This window comes from Flavisphingopyxis soli, from assembly GCF_007995095.1.
Classification (GTDB): Bacteria; Pseudomonadota; Alphaproteobacteria; order Sphingomonadales; family Sphingomonadaceae; genus Flavisphingopyxis; species Flavisphingopyxis soli.
In genome coordinates, this window is record NZ_VOPY01000001.1 from 552,435 (window position 1) to 571,866 (window position 19,432).

Sequence of the window (19,432 nt, forward strand, 5' to 3'; positions counted from 1 at the left end):
CGCCGATTGCAAAGCGCTGTGGCATGACGCTCACCGCCACCCTTGCTGCCGCGGCGACGACCGCGCTGCCGATCGCCGACAAGGGCGATACCGCCTGGATGATGACCGCGACGGTCCTCGTCCTGATGATGATCCTGCCCGGTCTCGCGCTGTTCTATGGCGGGCTGACGCGGACCAAGAACATGCTCTCGACGATGACGCAGGTCGGCTCGGCCGCCTGCCTCGCGATGCTCGTCTGGGTCATGTGGGGCTATTCGCTCGCCTTCGGCCCCGCGCTCGGCGCGCCGTTCGAAGGCGCGGCACCGTTCATCGCCGGACTGGGCAAGGCGTTCCTTGCCGGCGTTACCCCCAAATCGACCGTCGCGACCTTCAGCGACGGCGTCGTCATCCCCGAATATGTCTTCATCGCCTTCCAGATGACCTTTGCCGCGATCACGCTCGCGCTCGTCCTGGGTTCGACCGTCGAGCGGATGAAGTTTTCCGCAGTGATGCTCTTCGGGCTCGTCTGGCTGACGATCGTCTACCTGCCGATCGCGCACATGGTGTGGGCCGAGGGGGGCTTGTTCTATGCAATGGGCGCGCTCGATTTCGCCGGCGGCACCGTCGTCCACATCAACGCCGGCGTGTCGGCGCTCGTCGCCTGCCTCGTCCTCGGGCCGCGGCTCGGCTTTCGCAAGGACGTGATGGCGCCGCACTCGCTCGTCATGACCGGCATCGGCACCGGGCTGTTGTGGGTCGGCTGGTTCGGCTTCAACGCGGGCAGCGCGCTCGAAGCCAACGGTTCGGCCGCGCTGGCGATGATCAACACCTTCGTCGCGGGCGCCGCGGCGGCGATCGCCTGGCTGCTGGTCGAGCGGGTCGGCGGGCGCAAGCCCTCGGCGCTCGGCTTCTGTTCGGGAATAATCGCGGGGCTCGTCGCGGTCACCCCGGCGGCGGGCAATGCCGGGCCGTTCGGAGTGATCCTGCTCGGTAGCCTCGCCTCGGTCGCGTGCTTCTTCGCGGTCACCGCGTTCAAGAACCGGCTCGGCTATGACGATGCGCTCGATGCCTTCGGTATTCACGGGCTTGGCGGGATCGTCGGTGCGCTCGGCACGGCGTTCACGATGCTGCCTGCGCTCGGCGGCCCCGGCGCGGCCGATTATGCCCTCTGGGCGCAGCTCGGCAAGCAGCTGCTGGCGGTCGCCACGACGATCGTCTGGGCGAGCATCGGCACATGGATTGCGCTCACCGTGATCCGCCCCTTCACGCGCCTGCGCGTCGATCCCGATATCGAGCGCCAGGGCCTCGATCTCGGCGAACATGGCGAGCGGGCGTATAATTATTAGGCGCTGAGATCGCTTCTGACGAACGCAGCGCAGCGCTCGCCGATCATGATCGACGGCGCGTTGGTGTTGCCCGACACGATCTGCGGCATGATCGAGGCATCGGCGACGTAGAGCCCGTCGACCCCGCGCAGCTTGAGCCGCGGATCGACGACGCTGGCGGCATCGCTGCCCATGCGGCACGTCCCGACGGGATGGTAGACGGTGTCGGCGCGGCTGCGGATCATCGCGTCGAGCGCGGCGTCGTCGGCGATGTTGACCGGATGGCGATCGACCCCGGCATAGCCCGACAGCGGCGGGGCATCGAAGATCCTGTACATCAGGCGCACGCCTTCGCGCAAAACCGCGATGTCGGTGTCGTCGGTCAGGAAGGCGGGATCGATCACGGGGGCGTCGGCGGCATCGCCGCTGGCGAGCGAGACCGTCCCGCGGCTCGCCGGGCGCAGGACGCAGGCGTGGCACGAATAGCCGTGGCCCTTGACCTTCTCGCGGCCATGATCCTCGAGCAGCGCGGGGACGAAGTGAAACTGCACGTCGGGCGCGGGGGCATCGGGCATCACCGACCAGAATCCGCCCGCCTCGGCATAGGGCGTCGTCATCGTCCCCGTGCGGTGGCGGCGATGCTCCCAGATCGCCTTGACGACCTTGATCGTCCCGGCGAGCGACTGGCCCATGAAGTCGTGGCTCTGCGTCGCAAAGCCCGCGACGTAATCGATATGATCGTGCAGGTTCGCGCCGACTTCGCCGCGATCGGCGACGACCGCGATGCCGTGGCGCGCCAGCTGCGCGCCCGGGCCGATCCCCGAACACATCAGGATCTGCGGGCTGTTGAACGCGCCTGCGCTCAACACGACCGCACCGCTTGCGCGGATCGTCTCACGCGTCTTGCCGCGCCGGATCGCGACACCAACTGCGCGGCCGTCCTCGACCAGGATTTTTTCGACCAGCACGCCGGTGCGGTTGTCGAGATTGGCGCGTCCGCGCGCGGGGTCCAAATAGGCACGCGCCGCCGACCAGCGTTCGCCGCCCTTCTGCGTCACCTGGTACATGCCGAATCCGCGTTGATCGGCACCGTTGAAATCGTCGGTGGTCTTCAATTGGAGCTCGCTCGCCGACGCGACGAAGGCGCGGCTGCCGGGATTGGTCCAGTGCTGGTCGCTGACGGTGAGCGGGCCGTCGCCGCCGTGATATTGATCGCCGCCGCGCTCGTTGCCTTCGGACGCCTTGAACCACGGCAGGACGTCGTCATACGCCCAGCCGGTGCAGCCCAATGCGGCCCAGTTGTCATAGTCCCACGCGTTGCCGCGGATATAGACCATTGCGTTGATCGCGCTCGACCCGCCGAGCCCGCGCCCACGCGGCTGGTATCCGGTGCGGCCATTGAGGCCCGGCTGCGGCGCCGTCTCGTATCGATAGTTCGATGCGTCGGGGATGAAGGGCATCATGCCGGGCGTCTTGACCCGCCAGTCGTCATTGTCGCCGCCTGCTTCGAGCAGGCATATGCGGAGTTTGGGGTCTTCGCTGAGCCGCGCCGCGACCGCGCTCCCCGCGCTGCCCCCGCCGATCACGATTACGTCGAACTGGTCGGTCATTGTTTCCCCTTTTCAAGCCACGCGGCCCGGATGGTGTCGCTTGTGTCCCGCGAGCCGTCGTGGCTCCAGCCCGGTTCGCGGATGACGTAATTGAGCTTGTGCCGCCACGGCGCGCGCCACACGTCGCGAACAATGCCGACCCACTCGTGAACCGCCGCCCAGAGGACGTTGAAGCTGCCGATATTGTTGACGAGGCCATAGCGGATCGTCTCGGCTTCGGTCTCGGGTTCGAATGTGCCGAACATCCGGTCCCAGACGATGAACACCCCGGCATAATTGCGGTCGAGATAGCGCGCGTTGGTCGCATGGTGGACGCGGTGGTGGCTCGGCGTGTTCATGACCGCCTCGAACCAGCGCGGCAGCCGGTCGATCGCCTCGGTATGGATCCAGAACTGGTAGATCAGGTTGAGCCCGGCGACGAAGAACACCATCGCGGGCGGAAAGCCGATCAGGAACAGCGGCAGGCGAAAGATGAAGGCGATGCTGAGAAAGCCCGTCCACGTCTGCCGGAGTGCGGTCGACAGATTATAATGCTGGCTCGAATGGTGGATGACGTGGCTCGCCCAGAACCAGCGGACGCGGTGCGCCGAGCGGTGGAAGACGTAGTAGGCCAGATCGTCGATCACGAAGCAGAGGATCCACGCCCACCACCAGCTGCGCAAATCCAGCCCGATGTCGAACAGCGCGAAAGTGTGGACCCAGGTCGCCAGCGCATAGACCAGCCCCGCCGACAGCACCCCGGCAACCGTGCTGCCAAGGCCGAGGAACAGCGATGTCGCGGTGTCGCCGGGCGAATAGGCGCGGGTCTGCTTGCGCCGCCGGACCAGCCAGATCTCGACGAGCATCAGCGCAACGAAGGCGGGGACCGCGAAATCGACCGGATTGGGTAGCTCGCTCATGCGCTGTGCTCGAGCCGCTGCTGCCACGCGGTGCGGCTCGCCGCGTCGGGAAAGGTCAGGTTGACGCGCCCGAAATAGCGGTCGCCGCTCTCGATATGGAGGACAGTGTCGTCGCGCTCGGCGGTACTGATCGGCGGCAGCAGCTTGCGCGCGGCATAATAACTGCCGAGCCGTTTCAGGACGACGAAATCGCCCTTGTCGCCCGCGACCAGCGCGCCATTGCCCTCACCACAGACGATCGCGTCGGTCGCGGTAAAGCCGTGGACCATCGCTTCGGCGTTTTCGCAGGCTTCGCTTGGCCCAGCGAGTTGCGCGCGGCCGAGGCCGAGCAGCTTGACCGCGGCGATCACCGCGAGAACCGCGACCAGCGATCCGATGATCTGCAGCAGGTTCATCGCGCGGTCCGGTCAGTCCCCGCCGGCGGCAAGCGCATCGGCCATCGCGCGGATCGGGGTGATGTCATAGCCACCCTCTGCGGCACATGTCGCCAGATCGTCGGGCGACCGGCCCGCCTTGGCCTGTGCCAGCGTCCACAGGAAGGTCGATCGCGTCCCCGACCGGCAATAGCCGAGCACGGGCGCGTCGGCCTGCGCCAGGACTTCGGCGAGGCGGTCGATCTGGGGATGCGAAAATCCCGCCTGCGTCACCGGGATCGCGACATAATCGAGCCCCGCCGCCTTGGCCGCGGCCTCGATCTCGGCGCCCTGCGGCGCGCCCGGATCCTCACCGTCGGGACGGTTGTTGATGATCGTCCCGATGCCAAGGCGTGCCGCCTCGGCGACCTCTTCGGGGCCGATCTGCGGACTGGCGTAAAAGTTATCGTCGATTTTGCGGATCATGTTGCGGTTCCTTTGGCCCTTTATGGAATTGCGCCCCGCTCAAGTCCAGCGCGACGGAGCGATCAAGTGTCGGCGATGACGCGCAGGAATGCCTCGCCATAAGCGTCGAGCTTGGCCGCGCCGATGCCGGGCAGCGCGCCGAGTTCGGCAATGCTCGATGGCCTGAGGCCCGTCATGTCGCGCAGCACGCTGTCGTGGAAGACGACATAGGGCGGCACGCCGCGTTCTTGCGCGAGGGCTTTGCGCAGGTCGCGCAGCGCCTCGAACAGCGGATCGCCGACCGGGTTGGGCGATCCCGCGCGATCGCGCCGTCCCGATCGCTTGGCCGGCGGCTCGATCACCGTCACGTCTTCCTCGCCGCGCAATATCGGCCGCGCGGCGGGGCCGAGCATCATCCCGCCATGTTCGGTCTGGCGCAGCGCGTCGCGCGCGGTCAGCGCGCGCATTGCGGGGCGCAGGAGTTTCAGTTCGTCGGGCTCGGCAATGCCGAACACCGACAGGCTGTCATGGCCGCGCGCGGTGACCTTGTCGTTGGTCTTGCCCGCGAGCACCGCCTCGACATGGCCGATGCCGAAGCTCTGGCCGGTGCGATAGACCGCAGAGAGCAGCTTGCGCGCGATCACCGTCGCGTCGATTCCCTTGGGCGGGTCGATGCAATTGTCGCAATTGCCGCACTTTGCTGGCGGGTCCTCGTCGAAATGGCGCAGCACGGCGGCGCGGCGACAGGCGGTCGTCTCGACCACCCCGGCCAGCGCATTGAGTCGCTCACGCTCGCCCGCGCGGCGCTCCTCGGGCACTTCGGCGAGCCGCTGGCGCGCGAGCGAGAAATCCTCGGCGCCCCAGAACATCTGCGCCAGCGCCGGATCGCCGTCGCGCCCCGCGCGGCCGGTCTCCTGGTAATAGGCTTCGATCGACTTGGGCAGGCCGGCATGCGCGACGAAGCGCACGTCGGGCTTGTCGATGCCCATGCCGAAGGCGATCGTCGCGACCATCACCATGTCTTCGCTAGCGACGAAATCGGCCTGGTTCTTCGCGCGGACCTCGGGCGGTAGCCCGGCATGATAGGCGCGCGCCTCGCGCCCCTTCATCGCGGGCAGCTTGGCGAGGCGGGCGGCGATTCGTTCGGTTGCCGCGCGCGTCGGCGCATAGACGATCCCCGCGCCCGACTGTTCGGCAACCAGCGCGCCGAGCTGGCGGGCGAGGCCGTCGCGCGGGGCTATCGCATAGCGGATATTGGGCCGGTCGAAGCCGGCGACGATGATGCCGTCGTCGGGAATGCCGAGCTGGTGCGCGATGTCGGCGCGCGTGCGCGTGTCGGCGGTGGCGGTCAGCGCGAGCCGGGGAACGTCGCCGAAGCGGTCGAGCAGCGGGCGCAGGCCGCGGTAATCGGGGCGGAAATCATGGCCCCATTCGGATACGCAATGTGCCTCGTCGATCGCGAACAGCGCAATCGGCGTGGCGCTGAGCAGGTCGGTAAAGCCCGCCATCGTCGCACGTTCGGGGGCGACATAGAGCAGGTCGAGCGCGCCGGCGCGAAAGCGTTCGACCGTCTCGGCGCGGTTATTGTCGGCGCTGGTCAGCGTCGCGGCGCGAATGCCGACTGCCTCGGCGCCGCGCAGCTGGTCGTGCATCAGCGCGATCAGCGGCGAGATGACGATAACCGTCCCCGCGATCGCGACTGCGGGCAACTGGTAGCACAGCGACTTGCCCGCGCCGGTCGGCATCACTGCGAGCGTGTTCTCGCCCGCCATGACGCGGTCGAGCACGGGCTCCTGCGAACCACGCAGCGCGGCATGGCCGAAGACGGTTTTCAACGTTGCGGTGAGTTCGGGGGTCATCGCCTGCGTGGCTAAGCGCGTGGGCCGCCCGCGGCAAGGGCGCTGGCGATCAAAAGACGGCGCCGCCCCCGGTCGACGGGGACGGCGCAGGAGGTGCACGGCGGAGAGGGGGACCGGCACGAGGGGTGAGGCTGCGTTACTTGCCCGCGTTGCAGCTTTCGAGCGCGGCGGCGTCGAACGCCTTGCCGGCGACCGCAAAGCCCGTCAGCGGGCCGACCTGCTTGGCCAGCGCCGAACAGACGATGGCATCGCGCGACGGGCTTTTCTGGCTCGCGGCGCACGCGGTGTCGTCGCAATTCCAGAGCAAGCCCTTGGCGACGAGCTTCGCCTTGGCCGCCGGGCTGGCGAGGCTGGCCTGGTAGTATGCGCCGCCGCTTGCGGTGGCGGGGACGGCGAACGTCATGGCGGCGAGTGAAAGCGCGGCGGTGAAGGCGGTGAGGGTGCGCATGGGGAATTCCTTACTGTCATAGATGTAGGTTGCGAATCACTACTTATATTATTAGTTGCGATGTGCAACTGTTTTTTGCGTCGCGCGAAAATTGTTGCCATCATCGCGTGAAGTTGCGCTAGAACTGGAAATTATATGGGCAAGCTGCGTGAAAATCTGGGCGATTACGACAATTGCGGCCTTGCCTCGGCTCTCGAGGCGATGGGCGAGCGCTGGTCGTTCATGATCCTGCGCGCGGCGTTCAACGGGCTCCACCATTTCGAGGAATTCCAGGCCGAGCTCGGGATCGCGCGCAATATCCTCGCCGGTCGCCTCGCCCGGCTCGTCGATCACGGCATCCTCGAACGCACCGCTTTGCCCACCGATCGCCGCAAGGTCGTTTATGCGCTGACCGAAAAGGGCGCCAGCCTGCTCCCCGCGATGGTCGCGCTGCGGCAATGGGGCGAAACCTGGGGCAGGATCGAATCCTCGCCGACGCTGGTCGACGATCGCGACGAGCTGCCGATCCGCCCCGTCGCGCTGCACGCGCATGACGGGCGCGCGTTGCGGCTCGAGGAGCTGCGCTGGAAACGGACCGGCGAGCTGACCGAACTCGGCGGCCACCGCGAGGAGGAGGCTTGAGCACGCGCGTCCTCGTCACCGTGCAATCGCTGCTGCGCCGCTTCCTTCCCCCCGATCAGGCATCGGGCACGACGAGCAGCGCGAGCGACAGCCCCCATGCCGCCGCGCCGACCGGCAACGCGTTTTTCTCCGATCCGCTGGGTCGCGCCGCCGACGGAACCAAGCGCGTCGACGGTTTCTTCGCCAACAAGGTGCGCGCCTTCTGGTATCTTCAGATCGCCGGCTGGATCGGTGCACTCGGCCTGCGCGTGCCGACCGCGCTCGCCAACGGACAGCCTGCCTCCTACCTCGTCCCCGCGATCATCTCGACGATCACCGGCTTCTCGCTGACGCTGATCATGTCGGTGCTCTACCACAGCGTGATCGACCGCCGCCCGCTCATCACCTGGACCGCATCGCTCACCGTCCTCGTCACCGCCAGTGCGCTCTACAGCTTCATCGACGGCTGGGTATTCCAGAGCCTGCGCGCGACCAACACCGATTTCTCGATCCTGTCGATCGGCGCCTTCTTCCTCGACGCGACGTTGCTCGGCGCGTGGTCGGCGCTCTATTTCGCGATCAATTACTTCCTCCGCATCGAGGAACAGGCCGACCAGCTGATCGTGCTCGAGGCGCAGGCGACCTCGGCGCAACTCGCGATGCTGCGCTACCAGCTCAACCCGCATTTCCTGTTCAACACGCTCAACAGCATCTCGACGCTCGTCCTGCTGCGCCAGACCGAACCGGCCAACGCGATGCTGTCGCGCCTGTCGGCATTCCTGCGCTACACGCTCGCCAACGAACCGACCGCGCAGGTCACGCTGGCGCAGGAAATCGAGACATTGAAGCTCTATCTCGACATCGAAAAGATGCGCTTCGAGGAGCGGCTGCGGCCCCATTTCGACATCGACCCGTCGGTCGCCGATGCGCGCGTTCCCTCGCTGATCCTCCAGCCGCTGGTCGAGAACGCGATCAAGTATGCGGTGACGCCCAAGGAGGACGGCGCCGACATCCTCGTCGCCGCGCAACGCCGCGATGGCGTCCTGCGGATCGAGGTGACCGATAGCGGCCCCGGGTTGAATAGCGGCGACACGCGGCCCACATTTGCTGCACCCAATCTTTCGACCGGAGTCGGTTTGGCGAACATTCGCGACCGTCTGGCGCAAGCCTATGGCGACAAGCAGCGATTTACGACCAAGTCGATTCCCGGCGGCGGCTTTTCGGTCACGCTCGAATTGCCGTATTCCGCCGAAGATTCGCCGAACCAAGAGGTACGACCCTTCGCATGACCATCCGCACCATATTAGTCGACGACGAGAAACTGGCGATCGAGGGGCTGCGCCTGCGGCTCGAACCGTTCGACGACGTCGAGATCATCGATACCTGCCAGAACGGCCGCGAGGCGATCCGCAAGATCAAGACGCACAAGCCCGACCTCGTCTTTCTCGATATCCAGATGCCGGGCTTTGACGGCTTTTCGGTCGTTCAGGGAATGATGGACATCGAACCGCCTCTGTTCGTCTTCGTCACCGCCTATAGCGACCACGCGATCCGCGCGTTCGAGGCGCAGGCCGCCGATTACCTGATGAAACCGGTCGATCCGCAACGGCTCGCCGACGCGCTCGACCGGGTGCGCCTGCGCCTGTCCGAAAAGCGCGGCGCGGCCGAGGTCGAACGCCTGAAGGAGGTCCTCGCCGAGGTCGCCCCCGACAGCGCCGAACGCTACGAGAGCGAGGAAGAGGTCCCCGCCGCCAACCGCTTCGAAAAGCTCATCAACATCAAGGATCGCGGGCAGATCTTCCGCGTCGATGTCGACACGATCGAACGCATCGACGCCGCGGGCGATTACATGGTGATCGAAACCGCCGACAATTCGCTGATCCTGCGCGAGACGATGAAGGACCTCGAAAAGCGCCTCGATCCGCGCAATTTCCAGCGCGTCCACCGCTCGACGATCGTCAACCTCGGCCTCGTCCGCCAGGTCCGCCCGCACACCAACGGCGAATGCTTCCTCGTCCTCGAATCGGGTGCCGAGGTGAAGGTCAGCCGTTCGTATCGCGACGTTGTCGCGCGGTTCGTGCACTGATCGGGAACGGCGCTGCGCCAAATCGTCGAGTGGCCGATAACGACCCAATTGCTGACGAAAAAATTCTGCCTAGGCGCCTGCTAATCACCGAATAAGCATGCACGACACGCGTTCCTCGATCGATGGACCGGGAAACTTGCCTTCTTGTATTCTGGATATCGTGGTCGCGGCCTGTTTTCTTGCGTCGGTAGACGCGACTCATCGACGAACATGCCTAGCTCGACCGGGCGCTAACATGATAGCGATGAACAATCGCGCGCAATGCGCTGCGGCCATTCGGATGCGTCAGAGAATGCCCGGCATCCGAAAGCCAGGAAACCGTCCATGACCCCACAAGCCGACTTTCTTGCAAAATTGACCACTGCCGACGAAGCGATCGCTTGCGTTGGCTCAGGCATGAACGTGGCGATGGGCATGGCTATCGCTGAGCCTCCCGCCTTGCTGGAAGCCCTGGCCAATAAGGTTGAAACTTCCGGGCTCAACAATCTCCGGCTATGGTATTTTCATTCCCTGGGGGCAGCTGAAAAAACCGTCCTGCGGCGGGAGCTGCTTCATCGGATTCGGCCGCACTGCATGTTCCTCAGCAGTAACGAGAGAGCCCTGATCAAAGGCGACCCATCGCTTGATCCATATTGGCCCATTGCATTCGTGCCAGTGGCGTTCAGCGGATCGCCGCAGCTTTTGTCAGAGCGCGTGGATCTTGATGTTTGTGTGACGACCGTCTCACCGATGGACCGCCACGGTTATTTCACTTTTGGCACCAGCAATGATTATACATCAACGGCGGCACGAAGCGCCCGCAGGCTGATCGTGGAAGTTAACCCGGCCATGCCCCGTGTATTCGGAGATTCTCTCCTTCACGTGTCGGAAGTGGACGCGATTGTAGAACACAGCGCCCCGTTGCCGGAGGTTTTGTCCGGTACACCAAGCGCGGAAGAGCAAGCAATCGCCCGCATAATCGCCACTATGATCGATGATGGCAGCTGCCTGCAAATGGGTATTGGCACACTTCCCGCCGCTGTATGTGCCCTTCTGGAGGATCGGAAGAATCTTGGCATACATACCGAGTTACTGACGCCGGCTCTGGTCCGGCTTATTCAGTGCGGCGCGGTCACCAACAAGGAGAAGGAGACCTATCCGTGGCGAAGTGTATTCACCTTTGCGATGGGCGATGCGGCATTTTACGATTTTCTTGACGACAATCCGGGATTTCATTCGCTGCCAGTCCATATCGTCAACAATCCGCAGCACATTTCCAAGAATGACAATGTCGTTTCGGTAAACGGAACTCTGCAGATCGACCTCGGCGGTGCCTGCAATTCCGAAAGCCTGATGGGCCGGCAATATAGCGGGTCAGGAGGGCAGCTTGACTTCGTGAGGGGCGCGACCGCATCGAAGGGCGGTAAATCGATCATCGCCTGCCCGTCCACTGCGCGGGATGGCGCTGTGTCGCGAATTGTTACTACCCTAGACGGCCCCGTCACAACCCCGCGCAACGACACCCAAATCGTGGTCACTGAATTTGGATGGTCAGATCTGAGGGGTAAGTCGATGAACGAGCGGGCCGATGCGCTGATAGCTTTGGCCCACCCCAAGTTCCGCGACGAATTGGCCAACGGCCTTCGCTAGATATATTCGATCCACGCTGTGCCACGCCTGGAGCACAGCCTCGCGCAAGTGGGCAGTTACGCGGTGAGGCAATTATCGTTTAATGCGTGAACTGTCGAAGTCATCGATCCACCGATATCCGTCGGAGTCCCTCCCGTAATCGACCAAGTCTAAAACGGTGTGATTCCGGCAATCGGCATTCCAAAAGCAGGCAGGCAGCTTCCCACCCAATTCCGGACAATGACGATGTGCTGGATGATCATTCGCGGCGGGGGCCACGTGATCATCCAGCCTTAGTCCCTTACCGACCCGGCAGGTTCCAGCTCTGGCGCCATCCGGCAACGCTCGCGACGGGCCGTCCGCTGGCATCGCGCGCGGGTTCGTAGGTGAACCGGTCGCTGATCAGCCGGCACATGAAGGCGTCGAGCTCGGCTATGCCGCTCGGCTCGCTCGCGCGGCAACCGGTGACGCGGCCATTGGCACCGACATCGATCCGGTAGACCGCGCTGCGACCGTCGCGCTGCTGCGCGCCGTTACGGGGAAAATCGCGCGTTTCGATCGTCCCGCTGATCCGCCGTGGGGCCACCGACGCGGTGCCCTGGTAGGCGCCCGAATAATCGTCGGCACCGGGATACTGGTTGGCGTCGTAGCCGCCCTGGTCATAGGGCCCCTGGCTATACGGGTCGTTATTGTACGGATCATTGCCATAGGGATCGGTCGTCATGCACCCGGCGGTGGCGAGCGCGAGCCCGGCGCCGGCGATTGTCAGCGCCCATCCACGCGGTGTCGTAGCTGTCGTGCCTGTCATTGCTCTATCCTCTTTTCGGTCGCGGCTTCCCGCCCATCAACGCACGAACCCGCATTCGGTTCGCTAGATCGTGCACACCCTGGCGACGAGGCAGTAACGCTGCGTCCGGTAGATCTTCGATTCGACCGCCCGGCCGGCGGCATCGCGCGCGGGTTCGTAGACGAAGCGCTGCTTGATGAGCTCGCATGTCCGCGCGTCGAGCTCGGGGCTGCCCGATGATCGCTGGATCGTGCACGCCTTCGCCCTGCCGTCGGTCCCGACGGTGACGAGCGCGGTCACCGTCCCGTCGATCTTGATGCTTGCGGGCAGCTTGCGAAAATCGCGATCCGAAATATCGCCGCGAATCCGGCGCGCGTTGGTCGCGATGCCGCCGCTACCGGTCCCGTTGCCCGATCCCCCGCTGCCCAGGCCATCGCCGACACCGCCTGCGCCGGTCCCGGGTCCCGGCCGATCGCCCGCACCCGCGGCCGACGCATTGCCTTCGCCCGCGACAGGGGCGGCCTTGACCGGCAAGGGAATCGGCGGCGTGAACGGTTTGCGCGCGACGACCTGCGTCGGCTTGGCGCGGACGTTTTCGGGCGCTGCCTTGCCTTCCTTGGCCTTGCTCGGATTGGGTTCGGGGGCCGGCGGCGGGGGCGGCGGGGTCCGCACGTCGAAGGTCGAGAGCGTCTGTTGAGCCGCCGACAGCACCTCCGAACCGCGCACCGTCAGCGCGGCATAGCCGCCCACTGCTAGGATCAGCGCGACCCCGATCGCGGACTTGATCCGCTCGGGCGTACGATTGGCGTCGAGATAGCTCATACCCCGCTATTACTCACCGCGCGGCTAAAGGTTGCTGAACGGGATTGCGCCAGCCCGCTGCGTTTATCGCCGCGCGGCAAAGAAATCGCGCAACAGCTCGCCCGCTTCGCCTGCGCCGATCCCGCCGGCAACCTCGGGCCGGTGGTGGCAGGTGGGGTGGGCGAAGACGCGGGCGCCATGCTCGACGCCGCCGCCCTTGGTATCGCTCGCCCCGTAATAGAGGCGTGCGATTCGCGCGTGGGCAATGGCGCCGGCACACATCGCGCACGGTTCGAGCGTGACCCACAGGTCGCAGCCCTCGAGCCGGTCATTGCCCAGCGTCCGCGCCGCCGCGCGTAGTGCGACGATCTCGGCGTGCGCGGTCGGATCGTTCGTCGCGCGCGGTGCATTGGCGCCCTCGCCGATAATCGCGCCCTCCTTGACGACCACCGCGCCGACGGGCACTTCGCCCGCACGCCCCGCCGCCCGCGCCAGGTCGAGCGCGCGCGCCATGAAGCGCGATGCGGGGAAGGGCGCTGATGGCAGGGGCGAGGAGCGATCGTCGTTCATCCCCCCTGCTAACGCTCAGCGGCCTATGCGCCAAGCTTGGCTTGACGAATCTGTGTGAGCTGGTTAGGTGCGCCGACTTTCCGGCATGGTCTCATGCGAGTCCAGCGTGCCGGAATCCCGATTCACCCAAGAAGGTTATCAAGACGATGGCGCGCATCTGCGAACTCACCGGCAAGGGCCGCATGGTCGGCAACAATGTCAGCCACGCGAACAACAAGACCAAGCGCACGTTCCTGCCCAATCTGCAGAACGTCACGCTGCTCAGCGACAAGCTCGAGCGCGGCGTGAAACTGCGCGTTTCGACCTCGGGCCTGCGCTCGGTCGAACATAATGGCGGTCTCGACAACTGGCTCGTCAAGACCAGCGACGCGAAGCTCAGCGATCGCGCCCGCAAGCTCAAGCGCGAAATCATGAAGAAGGACGGCGCCGCAGCCGCCTGATTCGATTTCGCAGCGATAAAAAAGAGGCGGCGTTCAGCGCCGCCTTTTTTGTGCCTGCGATTCGCCGGCAGGCTTCAGCGGCGGCAGCCGCAGCTTGAGCAGGATCGTGCTCTGCCAGCTCGACTGGTTATCGTCCGAAATCACCCAGACGCAGCCGCACGCCGGGTCGGGGTCGATCGCGATCCCTTCGAAATTGTCCGACAGCGGCGCCCGGTCGATCACCCCGATCGTCTCCGAGCTCCAGTCATGTTGGGTTGAAATGCGCCGCGGGTCGGCGATCGCGATCGTGCTGGTAAAACCGAACGGCAGGCGAAAGCGGCGATGGACGATGACGACGCGCCCGTCGCGCAGCGTCGCGACGTCGGTCACCGCGCCCTTGCCCTCGCTGTCGTAATCAAAGCGCGTCTCGTGCGCGGCGGGATCGCTCGGCACGCGGTCGAACACAACCGCATGGCTGCGCCCTTTCCCCGAGCGCGGACCCTCGGCGATTACCAGCCAGCGCCCGTCGGCCAGCCGCGTCATCGCCTCGGGACCGGCATTGCCCGGCCAGTCCGCCATCGCGGTTGGCTTGGCCGCGCCCAGGACGCGGGTCAGCGCGGCATCGTAGCGGCGCAGCTTGTTGGTGTTCTCGAACCCCGCAACGACATCGCCATTGGGTGCGATCGCGACCGATTCGACGTCGCGCCGCGACTTGGTGATGCCGCGCGTCCTCGGCAACGGTTCGATTCTCAGCGCCTCGACCGTCCCCGTAGCGCCGAGTGCGAAGCGCGCGGTCCAGCCGCTGTCGCTGACCAGCAGGAAGCGGCGCGGTGCGGTCAGCGCGAGCGCCGACCAGCCGCCGAAGCCGCTGTGCGGGCTGGTGAGTCGCCACGCCTCGAGCACCTCGAGCCGACCGATTCGCCGCTGCGCCGCATGGTTCGGGATCGCCGTCGCGGTCGCCACGAGCGTGTGATCGGCAACGGGAAAGCGCAGCGCGCGCGGCGGCAGGGGGCCGAGGACGATCAGGATCGCGGCGGCGGCAAGGAGCGATCGGATGCGCATGGGCTGGTCGTATGCGCATAGCATTGCCGCACGCTGCGACAACCGTGCGCGCCATCGCGGCTCCCACGACGGGGACTGTGCAGCGCATCGCAATGCCTTGATGAACGGGGGATAACTGAACGAATGCCGACAATCGCATTCAGTATTGGATCACCCCGCACCGCCTAATCCCTGTCTTACGCCAACGACTGCGCCGCGCCTTTGCGAATGTTCGCGCGATGGCAAACACCTCACCGATTCGGTCCCTGTCGGGGGCTGATAGGGTCGGCGCGTCCAATGCTTCCCGGGCGCGTCGGCCCGTCTGCGTTTGCGCGCTCTGGCCGCCTTAACTTGCCATAAGGCCGCACTAACCCTAAGTTCTCACTCAAGTGCCGCCGGGGTCATCCCGGAGGTGAGAATATAAAAGTTAGGCGTTGCTGGCATGGCGGATCATCCCGCACCATCGCCGCGGCATCCGGGCCAGGGTCCGGGTAAGTTGGCGGATAAGCGACCCCCCCGCGGTGGTGCGCTTCCCCATGCGCGCGGACGCTATCCCGGCCGGTCGAGCTATGCCGCGATCGATCTCGGCACCAACAATTGCCGCCTCCTTATCGCGCGACCCTCGGCCGACGGCTTCATCGTCATCGATGCCTTTTCGCGCATCGTTCGGCTCGGCGAAGGCCTCGCCGCAACCGGGCGCATTTCCGATGCCGCGATCGATCGCGCAATCGCCGCGCTGTCGGTCTGTTCGGACAAATTGCGCCGCCGTCACGTCACCCTCGCCCGCTCGGTTGCGACCGAGGCCTGTCGCCGCGCCGAGAATGGCGAGGCGTTCATCGACCGCGTCTACAACGAGACCGGCATCGCGCTCGAGATCATCTCGTCCGAGGAAGAGGCGCGGCTCGCCGTGCTCGGCTGTCACATCCTGCTCGAACCCGGCGACGGCCCGGCGATGGTGTTCGATATCGGCGGCGGCTCGACCGAGCTTGTCCTCGTCGATTCGACCGGCCCGGTGCCAGAGATCCTCGACTGGATGAGCGTCCCCTGGGGCGTCGTCTCGCTGACCGAGACGGTCGCGATCGACGCCGACGATGCCGCCTCGCGGACCGCAGGCTATGCCGAGATGCGCGCGCGCGTCAGCGAGGCGTTCGCGCCGTTCGCCAAGCGCCTGCCGCGCGTCGATCCGGCGACAACACGCCTGCTCGGCACCAGCGGCACCGTCACCACGCTCGCCAGCCTCCACCTCGAACTGCCCGCTTATGATCGCAGCGCGGTCGACGGGCTGATCGTCCCGTCGGCGTCGATGCGGGCGATCAGCACGCGGCTCGCCAATATGTCGCCCGACGAGCGCGCCGAACTGCCGACGATCGGGCGCGAGCGCGGCCAGCTTGTCGTTGCGGGCTGCGCGATCCTCGAATCGATCCTCGACATCTGGCCGACCGAACGGCTCGGCGTCGCCGATCGCGGCATCCGTGAAGGCATCTTGCGCGCGCTGATGGCCAACGACTCAAGGCATCGCCCGTCATGAAAAAAGCCGATTCAACCCGCCTGCGGACCGCCAAGGGCCGCCGCGCCAGTTCGACGCGCTGGCTCCAGCGCCAGCTCAACGACCCGTACGTCAAGCGCGCCCGCGCCGAGGGCTATCGCAGCCGTGCGGCGTACAAGCTGATCGAGCTCGACGAGAAATTCGGTCTGCTCAAGGGCGCGCGCGGAATCGTCGATCTCGGCGTTGCGCCGGGCGGCTGGACGCAGGTCGCACGCTTGCTCGCGCCGCGCGCAAGCATCGTCGGCATCGATCTCCTCCCGACCGACCCGATCGAGGGCGCGGTGCTGCTCGAAATGGACTTCATGGCCGATGACGCGCCCGAACGCCTGATCGCCGAGCTTGGCCGCGAACCCGATCTCGTCATATCGGACATGGCGGCGAACACCGTCGGTCACCAGCAGACCGACCATCTGCGCACGATGGGCCTCGCCGAGGCGGGCGCCTATTTCGCGATCGAAACGCTGGTCGAGGGCGGCGCCTTTGTCTCGAAGGTGTTCGCCGGCGGCACCGACCGCGAACTGCTCGCTTTGCTCAAGTCGAACTTCCGCACCGTCAAACACGCCAAGCCCCCCGCCAGCCGCAAGGGTTCGCCCGAATGGTATGTCGTCGCACAAGGCTTCAAGGGACGCGGCGATTGAGCCTGGCCGACGCGGGACACAGTGGCCGCTGGTATATCTGTCGCCATGGCGAGACCGTGTTCAACGCCGCGCGGCGCCTGCAGGGCGACGCGGCGCACACCCCGCTGACGCGCACTGGCTTTGCCCAGGCCGACGCGATGGGTAGCGCGCTCGCCGCCCGGCTCGGCGCGGCACCTGCGCTCACCTTATGGTCGTCGGATACCAGCCGCGCGCTGCAGACACTCGCGGTGATCGCCGAACAGTGCGGCCTCGACTGGCATGAGGCGCAGGTCGATGCGCGGCTCAACGAGATCGATGTCGGTGAATGGGGCGGGCGCACCTATGCCGATGTCACGCGCGAGGGCGGGGCGATCGTCGATCCCGCCACCGGCCTGTTCGCGCGCGGCGCGCCCGGCGGTGAGGATTATGCCGATGTCGCGGCGCGGCTGGCGAACTGGCTCGCCGATACCGCGATGCAGGACGGCGACCGGCTGATCGTCATGCACGGCATGTCGAGCCGGGTGCTGAGGGGCCTGCTGACGGGTCTCGGCCCGCTTGACGGCTATGGCGTGCCGATCGCGCCATCGCTGCCGCAGGGGACGCTGTCGCTGGTCGAGCAGGGCCGCGAGACCGTGCTCCATACGGGCAGCGGGACGCGCGCCCATTAGGGGCTATTTGCGCGCTGTCGCGACCGCGGCCTTGAGCGCATCGTAACCGACCGCACCGTGCAGGATCTGGTCGCCGACGACGAAGCTCGGCGTGCCTTCGAACCGCAATTGCTGCGCGACCGACACGTTCGATGCGATTTCGCGGTCGAGCGCGGGATCGGACCGTGCCGCAGCTACGTCTTCGGGGGTCATCCCCGCCTTGGCGGCGGCGGTCAGGATATTGGCGTCGCTCGGCTGGCCAAGCGCGAACAGCGCGAGGTGATAGTCGCGATAGCGGCCCTTGCGCGCGGCGGCGAGGCCGACCTTGGCCGCCGGCCCGCTCTGCGCGGTCAGGATCGGCAGCTCGCGATAGACGATCTTGACCCCCGGATCGGCTTTGAGCAGCCGTTCGACATCGGGCAGGCTGCGGCGGCAGAAGGTGCAGGCAAAATCGCTATACTCGGTGATGACGACGTCGCCCTTGGGATTGCCGCCCCAGGCGCCGGCGAACGGCTGTTCGATCGCCGGGCGCAGCTTGCTGATCGCGGCCGCCGATTCGCGCTGCTGCAGGCGTTCGAGCGCCTGCGGGATGATCTCTGGATGGTCGAGGATATACGCTTCGACGACGGTCTCGATTTCGGCGCGGCGGCCCGCGTCGATCGCCGCCAGCGGGCTGCCGCTGTCGGGCGCGGTCGTGGCGCCGGGCGTGCCCGCAAGGATGCTGCCGCTCGATCCGTCGCGACCCCAGAAAGCGCTACCGGCGAGGATCGCGACGACCAGCACCGCGATGATCGCCAGGCCGATCACAATCCGCCGCGTCGGCGGTTCGGCGCCGTCGCTGGCGAGCTCGGACGCGTCCGCTGTCGTCGTCTCGGGTGATTCGTCGATGCTCGGCGGCGGCACCGCTGCGCTTGCCGCGCTCTTCGGTTTGCGTCCGCGCGGCTTCGCCTCGGGCATTGCGACGGGTGAGGGCGCAGCGGGCTCGGCGTCGCGCGGTGCGTCAGGCGCGTCTGCGCCGGCCTCGCTGAAATCGCCGAACAGCGGCAGGTCGCCCGCGCGGTTCGGCGCGCCGGCAGGGCTATTGGCATTTTCGTCGGCGACGAGCCGGTCGAGCGCACTGCCGACGACCGGCGCCGCGGGCTTGGGCGGTGCGACGCGCGCGATCATCGGTCGCGCGGCGTCCTTGGCCCCGCTGGCGATCTTGCCGCCCTGCGTCCGCGTCGCTGCGACCGAGCTGTCGAAGCCCTTGCGCGTTGCCGCGCGCGTTCGCGCCGCAGCGCTGCCGATGGCATCGCCAGCCTGCGATCCCGCCTTGCCGATCGCCGCGCCGCTCGCCTTGCCCGTGGCGATGCTCGCCCGCGCGATCTTTTGTCCGGCCTTGCGTGTTCCGCGCGAGACCGTGCCCGCCAGCGTCCGCGTCTTGTCGCCGATCTCGAGTGCCGCGACGCGCGCGGGAATGTCGGCGCGCTCGCCCAGGCGAATCGTCGTTGCGGCAAAGCCCGCCCAGCCGCGCTTCAGCCCGGCGAGGACGTTGGCAACCAGCGGGGCGACCACGGGCGCGCGTGGCGCGGCGGACGCGGCTGCGCCGTGCGAACGCGATGAAGGAGACGCTTTGCGGTCTGCGTCGCGCGCGGACGCGGGGCTGTCGTCAGCGGGACTCGCATCGGGCTTGCCGGGAGCGGGGCCTGCGCCCTGCTCGTCGTCGATCCCGTCGAGCCAGGGTCGGTAATAATCGTCTTTGCCGCCCGCCATCGGGTCCCCCGTCTCGGCGG

The 19,432-nt window shown here is 66.5% G+C and carries 20 protein-coding genes; 9 read left to right on the forward strand and 11 right to left on the reverse strand.

Annotated features, from left to right (window positions below; all coding sequences use genetic code 11):
• Positions 1 to 23: 23 nt before the first annotated feature.
• Entirely contained in the window at positions 24 to 1,325 is a 1,302-nt protein-coding gene (locus FSZ31_RS02725; protein ID WP_147121506.1) for an ammonium transporter, read from the forward strand.
• Here FSZ31_RS02725 and FSZ31_RS02730 read toward each other — a convergent pair.
• The 6 genes from FSZ31_RS02730 to FSZ31_RS02755 all read right to left on the reverse strand — a co-directional run bounded on the left by FSZ31_RS02730 (position 1,322) and on the right by FSZ31_RS02755 (position 6,938).
• On the reverse strand, positions 1,322 to 2,914 hold the full coding sequence (locus FSZ31_RS02730; protein WP_147121507.1) for a GMC family oxidoreductase: 1,593 nt from the start codon (positions 2,912 to 2,914) through the stop codon (positions 1,322 to 1,324). The two genes, FSZ31_RS02725 and FSZ31_RS02730, sit on opposite strands and share 4 nt — an antisense overlap.
• Complete coding sequence (locus FSZ31_RS02735; protein WP_147121508.1) at positions 2,911 to 3,813, reverse strand: sterol desaturase family protein; 903 nt, start codon at positions 3,811 to 3,813, stop codon at positions 2,911 to 2,913. Before FSZ31_RS02735 ends, FSZ31_RS02730 begins: the two co-directional genes overlap by 4 nt.
• The gene (locus FSZ31_RS02740) at positions 3,810 to 4,208 is read right to left on the reverse strand and encodes a hypothetical protein (protein ID WP_147121509.1); all 399 of its coding nucleotides are present in this window, start codon (positions 4,206 to 4,208) and stop codon (positions 3,810 to 3,812) included. The genes FSZ31_RS02735 and FSZ31_RS02740 overlap by 4 nt, the downstream gene beginning before the upstream one ends.
• 12 nt (positions 4,209 to 4,220) lie before the next feature.
• Positions 4,221 to 4,652, reverse strand: a complete 432-nt coding sequence (locus tag FSZ31_RS02745) for a TIGR01244 family sulfur transferase (RefSeq protein WP_147121510.1) — start codon at positions 4,650 to 4,652, stop codon at positions 4,221 to 4,223.
• A 62-nt stretch (positions 4,653 to 4,714) separates the two neighbouring features.
• Positions 4,715 to 6,490: a DNA helicase RecQ gene (gene recQ, locus FSZ31_RS02750; RefSeq protein ID WP_147121511.1), complete on the reverse strand. Its 1,776-nt coding sequence runs from the start codon at positions 6,488 to 6,490 to the stop codon at positions 4,715 to 4,717.
• 136 nt (positions 6,491 to 6,626) lie between these two features.
• Positions 6,627 to 6,938, reverse strand: a complete 312-nt coding sequence (locus FSZ31_RS02755; protein WP_147121512.1) for a CC_3452 family protein — start codon at positions 6,936 to 6,938, stop codon at positions 6,627 to 6,629.
• A gap of 135 nt (positions 6,939 to 7,073) precedes the next feature.
• Between FSZ31_RS02755 and FSZ31_RS02760 the strand changes: the two genes are divergently transcribed.
• From FSZ31_RS02760 to FSZ31_RS02775, 4 genes are all read left to right on the forward strand, one after another.
• Complete coding sequence (locus FSZ31_RS02760; RefSeq protein ID WP_147121513.1) at positions 7,074 to 7,559, forward strand: winged helix-turn-helix transcriptional regulator; 486 nt, start codon at positions 7,074 to 7,076, stop codon at positions 7,557 to 7,559.
• A 137-nt stretch (positions 7,560 to 7,696) separates the two neighbouring features.
• Complete coding sequence (locus FSZ31_RS02765; protein ID WP_147122514.1) at positions 7,697 to 8,827, forward strand: sensor histidine kinase; 1,131 nt, start codon at positions 7,697 to 7,699, stop codon at positions 8,825 to 8,827.
• On the forward strand, positions 8,824 to 9,624 hold the full coding sequence (locus FSZ31_RS02770) for a LytR/AlgR family response regulator transcription factor (protein ID WP_147121514.1): 801 nt from the start codon (positions 8,824 to 8,826) through the stop codon (positions 9,622 to 9,624). The genes FSZ31_RS02765 and FSZ31_RS02770 overlap by 4 nt, the downstream gene beginning before the upstream one ends.
• A 324-nt stretch (positions 9,625 to 9,948) precedes the next feature.
• Positions 9,949 to 11,253: an acetyl-CoA hydrolase/transferase family protein gene (locus FSZ31_RS02775; protein ID WP_147121515.1), complete on the forward strand. Its 1,305-nt coding sequence runs from the start codon at positions 9,949 to 9,951 to the stop codon at positions 11,251 to 11,253.
• Between the two features lie 280 nt (positions 11,254 to 11,533).
• On the opposite strand, the gene FSZ31_RS02780 is transcribed toward FSZ31_RS02775, so the two are convergent.
• The 3 genes from FSZ31_RS02780 to tadA form a co-directional block, all read right to left on the reverse strand.
• Positions 11,534 to 12,040, reverse strand: a complete 507-nt coding sequence (locus FSZ31_RS02780) for an energy transducer TonB (protein WP_147121516.1) — start codon at positions 12,038 to 12,040, stop codon at positions 11,534 to 11,536.
• A 63-nt stretch (positions 12,041 to 12,103) separates the two neighbouring features.
• A complete protein-coding gene (locus FSZ31_RS02785) occupies positions 12,104 to 12,841 on the reverse strand; it encodes a TonB family protein (RefSeq protein WP_147121517.1) in 738 nt (245 codons plus the stop codon).
• Between the two features lie 63 nt (positions 12,842 to 12,904).
• Positions 12,905 to 13,390, reverse strand: a complete 486-nt coding sequence (tadA, locus tag FSZ31_RS02790; RefSeq protein WP_408021636.1) for a tRNA adenosine(34) deaminase TadA — start codon at positions 13,388 to 13,390, stop codon at positions 12,905 to 12,907.
• A 146-nt stretch (positions 13,391 to 13,536) separates the two neighbouring features.
• On the opposite strand from tadA, the gene rpmB reads away from it, so the two are divergent.
• Positions 13,537 to 13,830 (forward strand): 50S ribosomal protein L28, encoded by a 294-nt coding sequence (rpmB, locus tag FSZ31_RS02795; protein ID WP_147121518.1) that lies wholly within the window; start codon positions 13,537 to 13,539, stop codon positions 13,828 to 13,830.
• Between the two features lie 33 nt (positions 13,831 to 13,863).
• Here the strand turns inward: rpmB and FSZ31_RS02800 are convergent, their stop codons facing one another.
• A complete protein-coding gene (locus FSZ31_RS02800; RefSeq protein ID WP_161595927.1) occupies positions 13,864 to 14,871 on the reverse strand; it encodes an esterase-like activity of phytase family protein in 1,008 nt (335 codons plus the stop codon).
• 421 nt (positions 14,872 to 15,292) lie between these two features.
• Here FSZ31_RS02800 and FSZ31_RS02805 point away from each other — a divergent pair, with 421 nt between their 5' ends.
• The 3 genes from FSZ31_RS02805 to FSZ31_RS02815 are packed head-to-tail and all read left to right on the forward strand — an operon-like array spanning position 15,293 to position 17,681.
• Positions 15,293 to 16,378, forward strand: coding sequence for a Ppx/GppA phosphatase family protein (locus FSZ31_RS02805; protein WP_147121520.1), 1,086 nt, complete (start codon positions 15,293 to 15,295; stop codon positions 16,376 to 16,378).
• Positions 16,375 to 17,034, forward strand: a complete 660-nt coding sequence (locus tag FSZ31_RS02810) for an RlmE family RNA methyltransferase (protein ID WP_147121521.1) — start codon at positions 16,375 to 16,377, stop codon at positions 17,032 to 17,034. The genes FSZ31_RS02805 and FSZ31_RS02810 overlap by 4 nt, the downstream gene beginning before the upstream one ends.
• Positions 17,031 to 17,681: a histidine phosphatase family protein gene (locus FSZ31_RS02815; protein ID WP_236643632.1), complete on the forward strand. Its 651-nt coding sequence runs from the start codon at positions 17,031 to 17,033 to the stop codon at positions 17,679 to 17,681. The genes FSZ31_RS02810 and FSZ31_RS02815 overlap by 4 nt, the downstream gene beginning before the upstream one ends.
• 3 nt (positions 17,682 to 17,684) lie before the next feature.
• Here FSZ31_RS02815 and FSZ31_RS02820 read toward each other — a convergent pair whose 3' ends face one another.
• Complete coding sequence (locus tag FSZ31_RS02820) at positions 17,685 to 19,412, reverse strand: DsbA family protein (protein ID WP_147121523.1); 1,728 nt, start codon at positions 19,410 to 19,412, stop codon at positions 17,685 to 17,687.
• Between the last annotated feature and the right edge of the window lie 20 nt (positions 19,413 to 19,432).

Excerpts from the sequence above, each read along its gene's own strand:
- FSZ31_RS02760 (WP_147121513.1), top strand. The coding sequence starts at position 7,074 with ATGGGCAAGCTGCGTGAAAATCTGGGCGATTACGACAATTGCGGCCTT.
- FSZ31_RS02805 (WP_147121520.1), top strand. The coding sequence starts at position 15,293 with ATGGCGGATCATCCCGCACCATCGCCGCGGCATCCGGGCCAGGGTCCG.
- FSZ31_RS02725 (WP_147121506.1), top strand. The coding sequence starts at position 24 with ATGACGCTCACCGCCACCCTTGCTGCCGCGGCGACGACCGCGCTGCCG.
- FSZ31_RS02800 (WP_161595927.1), bottom strand. The coding sequence starts at position 14,871 with ATGCGCATCCGATCGCTCCTTGCCGCCGCCGCGATCCTGATCGTCCTC.
- recQ (WP_147121511.1), bottom strand. The coding sequence starts at position 6,490 with ATGACCCCCGAACTCACCGCAACGTTGAAAACCGTCTTCGGCCATGCC.
- FSZ31_RS02810 (WP_147121521.1), top strand. The coding sequence starts at position 16,375 with ATGAAAAAAGCCGATTCAACCCGCCTGCGGACCGCCAAGGGCCGCCGC.
- FSZ31_RS02780 (WP_147121516.1), bottom strand. The coding sequence starts at position 12,040 with ATGACAGGCACGACAGCTACGACACCGCGTGGATGGGCGCTGACAATC.
- FSZ31_RS02770 (WP_147121514.1), top strand. The coding sequence starts at position 8,824 with ATGACCATCCGCACCATATTAGTCGACGACGAGAAACTGGCGATCGAG.
- FSZ31_RS02745 (WP_147121510.1), bottom strand. The coding sequence starts at position 4,652 with ATGATCCGCAAAATCGACGATAACTTTTACGCCAGTCCGCAGATCGGC.
- FSZ31_RS02735 (WP_147121508.1), bottom strand. The coding sequence starts at position 3,813 with ATGAGCGAGCTACCCAATCCGGTCGATTTCGCGGTCCCCGCCTTCGTT.
- FSZ31_RS02775 (WP_147121515.1), top strand. The coding sequence starts at position 9,949 with ATGACCCCACAAGCCGACTTTCTTGCAAAATTGACCACTGCCGACGAA.
- tadA (WP_408021636.1), bottom strand. The coding sequence starts at position 13,390 with ATGAACGACGATCGCTCCTCGCCCCTGCCATCAGCGCCCTTCCCCGCA.
- FSZ31_RS02730 (WP_147121507.1), bottom strand. The coding sequence starts at position 2,914 with ATGACCGACCAGTTCGACGTAATCGTGATCGGCGGGGGCAGCGCGGGG.
- FSZ31_RS02740 (WP_147121509.1), bottom strand. The coding sequence starts at position 4,208 with ATGAACCTGCTGCAGATCATCGGATCGCTGGTCGCGGTTCTCGCGGTG.
- rpmB (WP_147121518.1), top strand. The coding sequence starts at position 13,537 with ATGGCGCGCATCTGCGAACTCACCGGCAAGGGCCGCATGGTCGGCAAC.
- FSZ31_RS02785 (WP_147121517.1), bottom strand. The coding sequence starts at position 12,841 with ATGAGCTATCTCGACGCCAATCGTACGCCCGAGCGGATCAAGTCCGCG.
- FSZ31_RS02755 (WP_147121512.1), bottom strand. The coding sequence starts at position 6,938 with ATGCGCACCCTCACCGCCTTCACCGCCGCGCTTTCACTCGCCGCCATG.
- FSZ31_RS02820 (WP_147121523.1), bottom strand. The coding sequence starts at position 19,412 with ATGGCGGGCGGCAAAGACGATTATTACCGACCCTGGCTCGACGGGATC.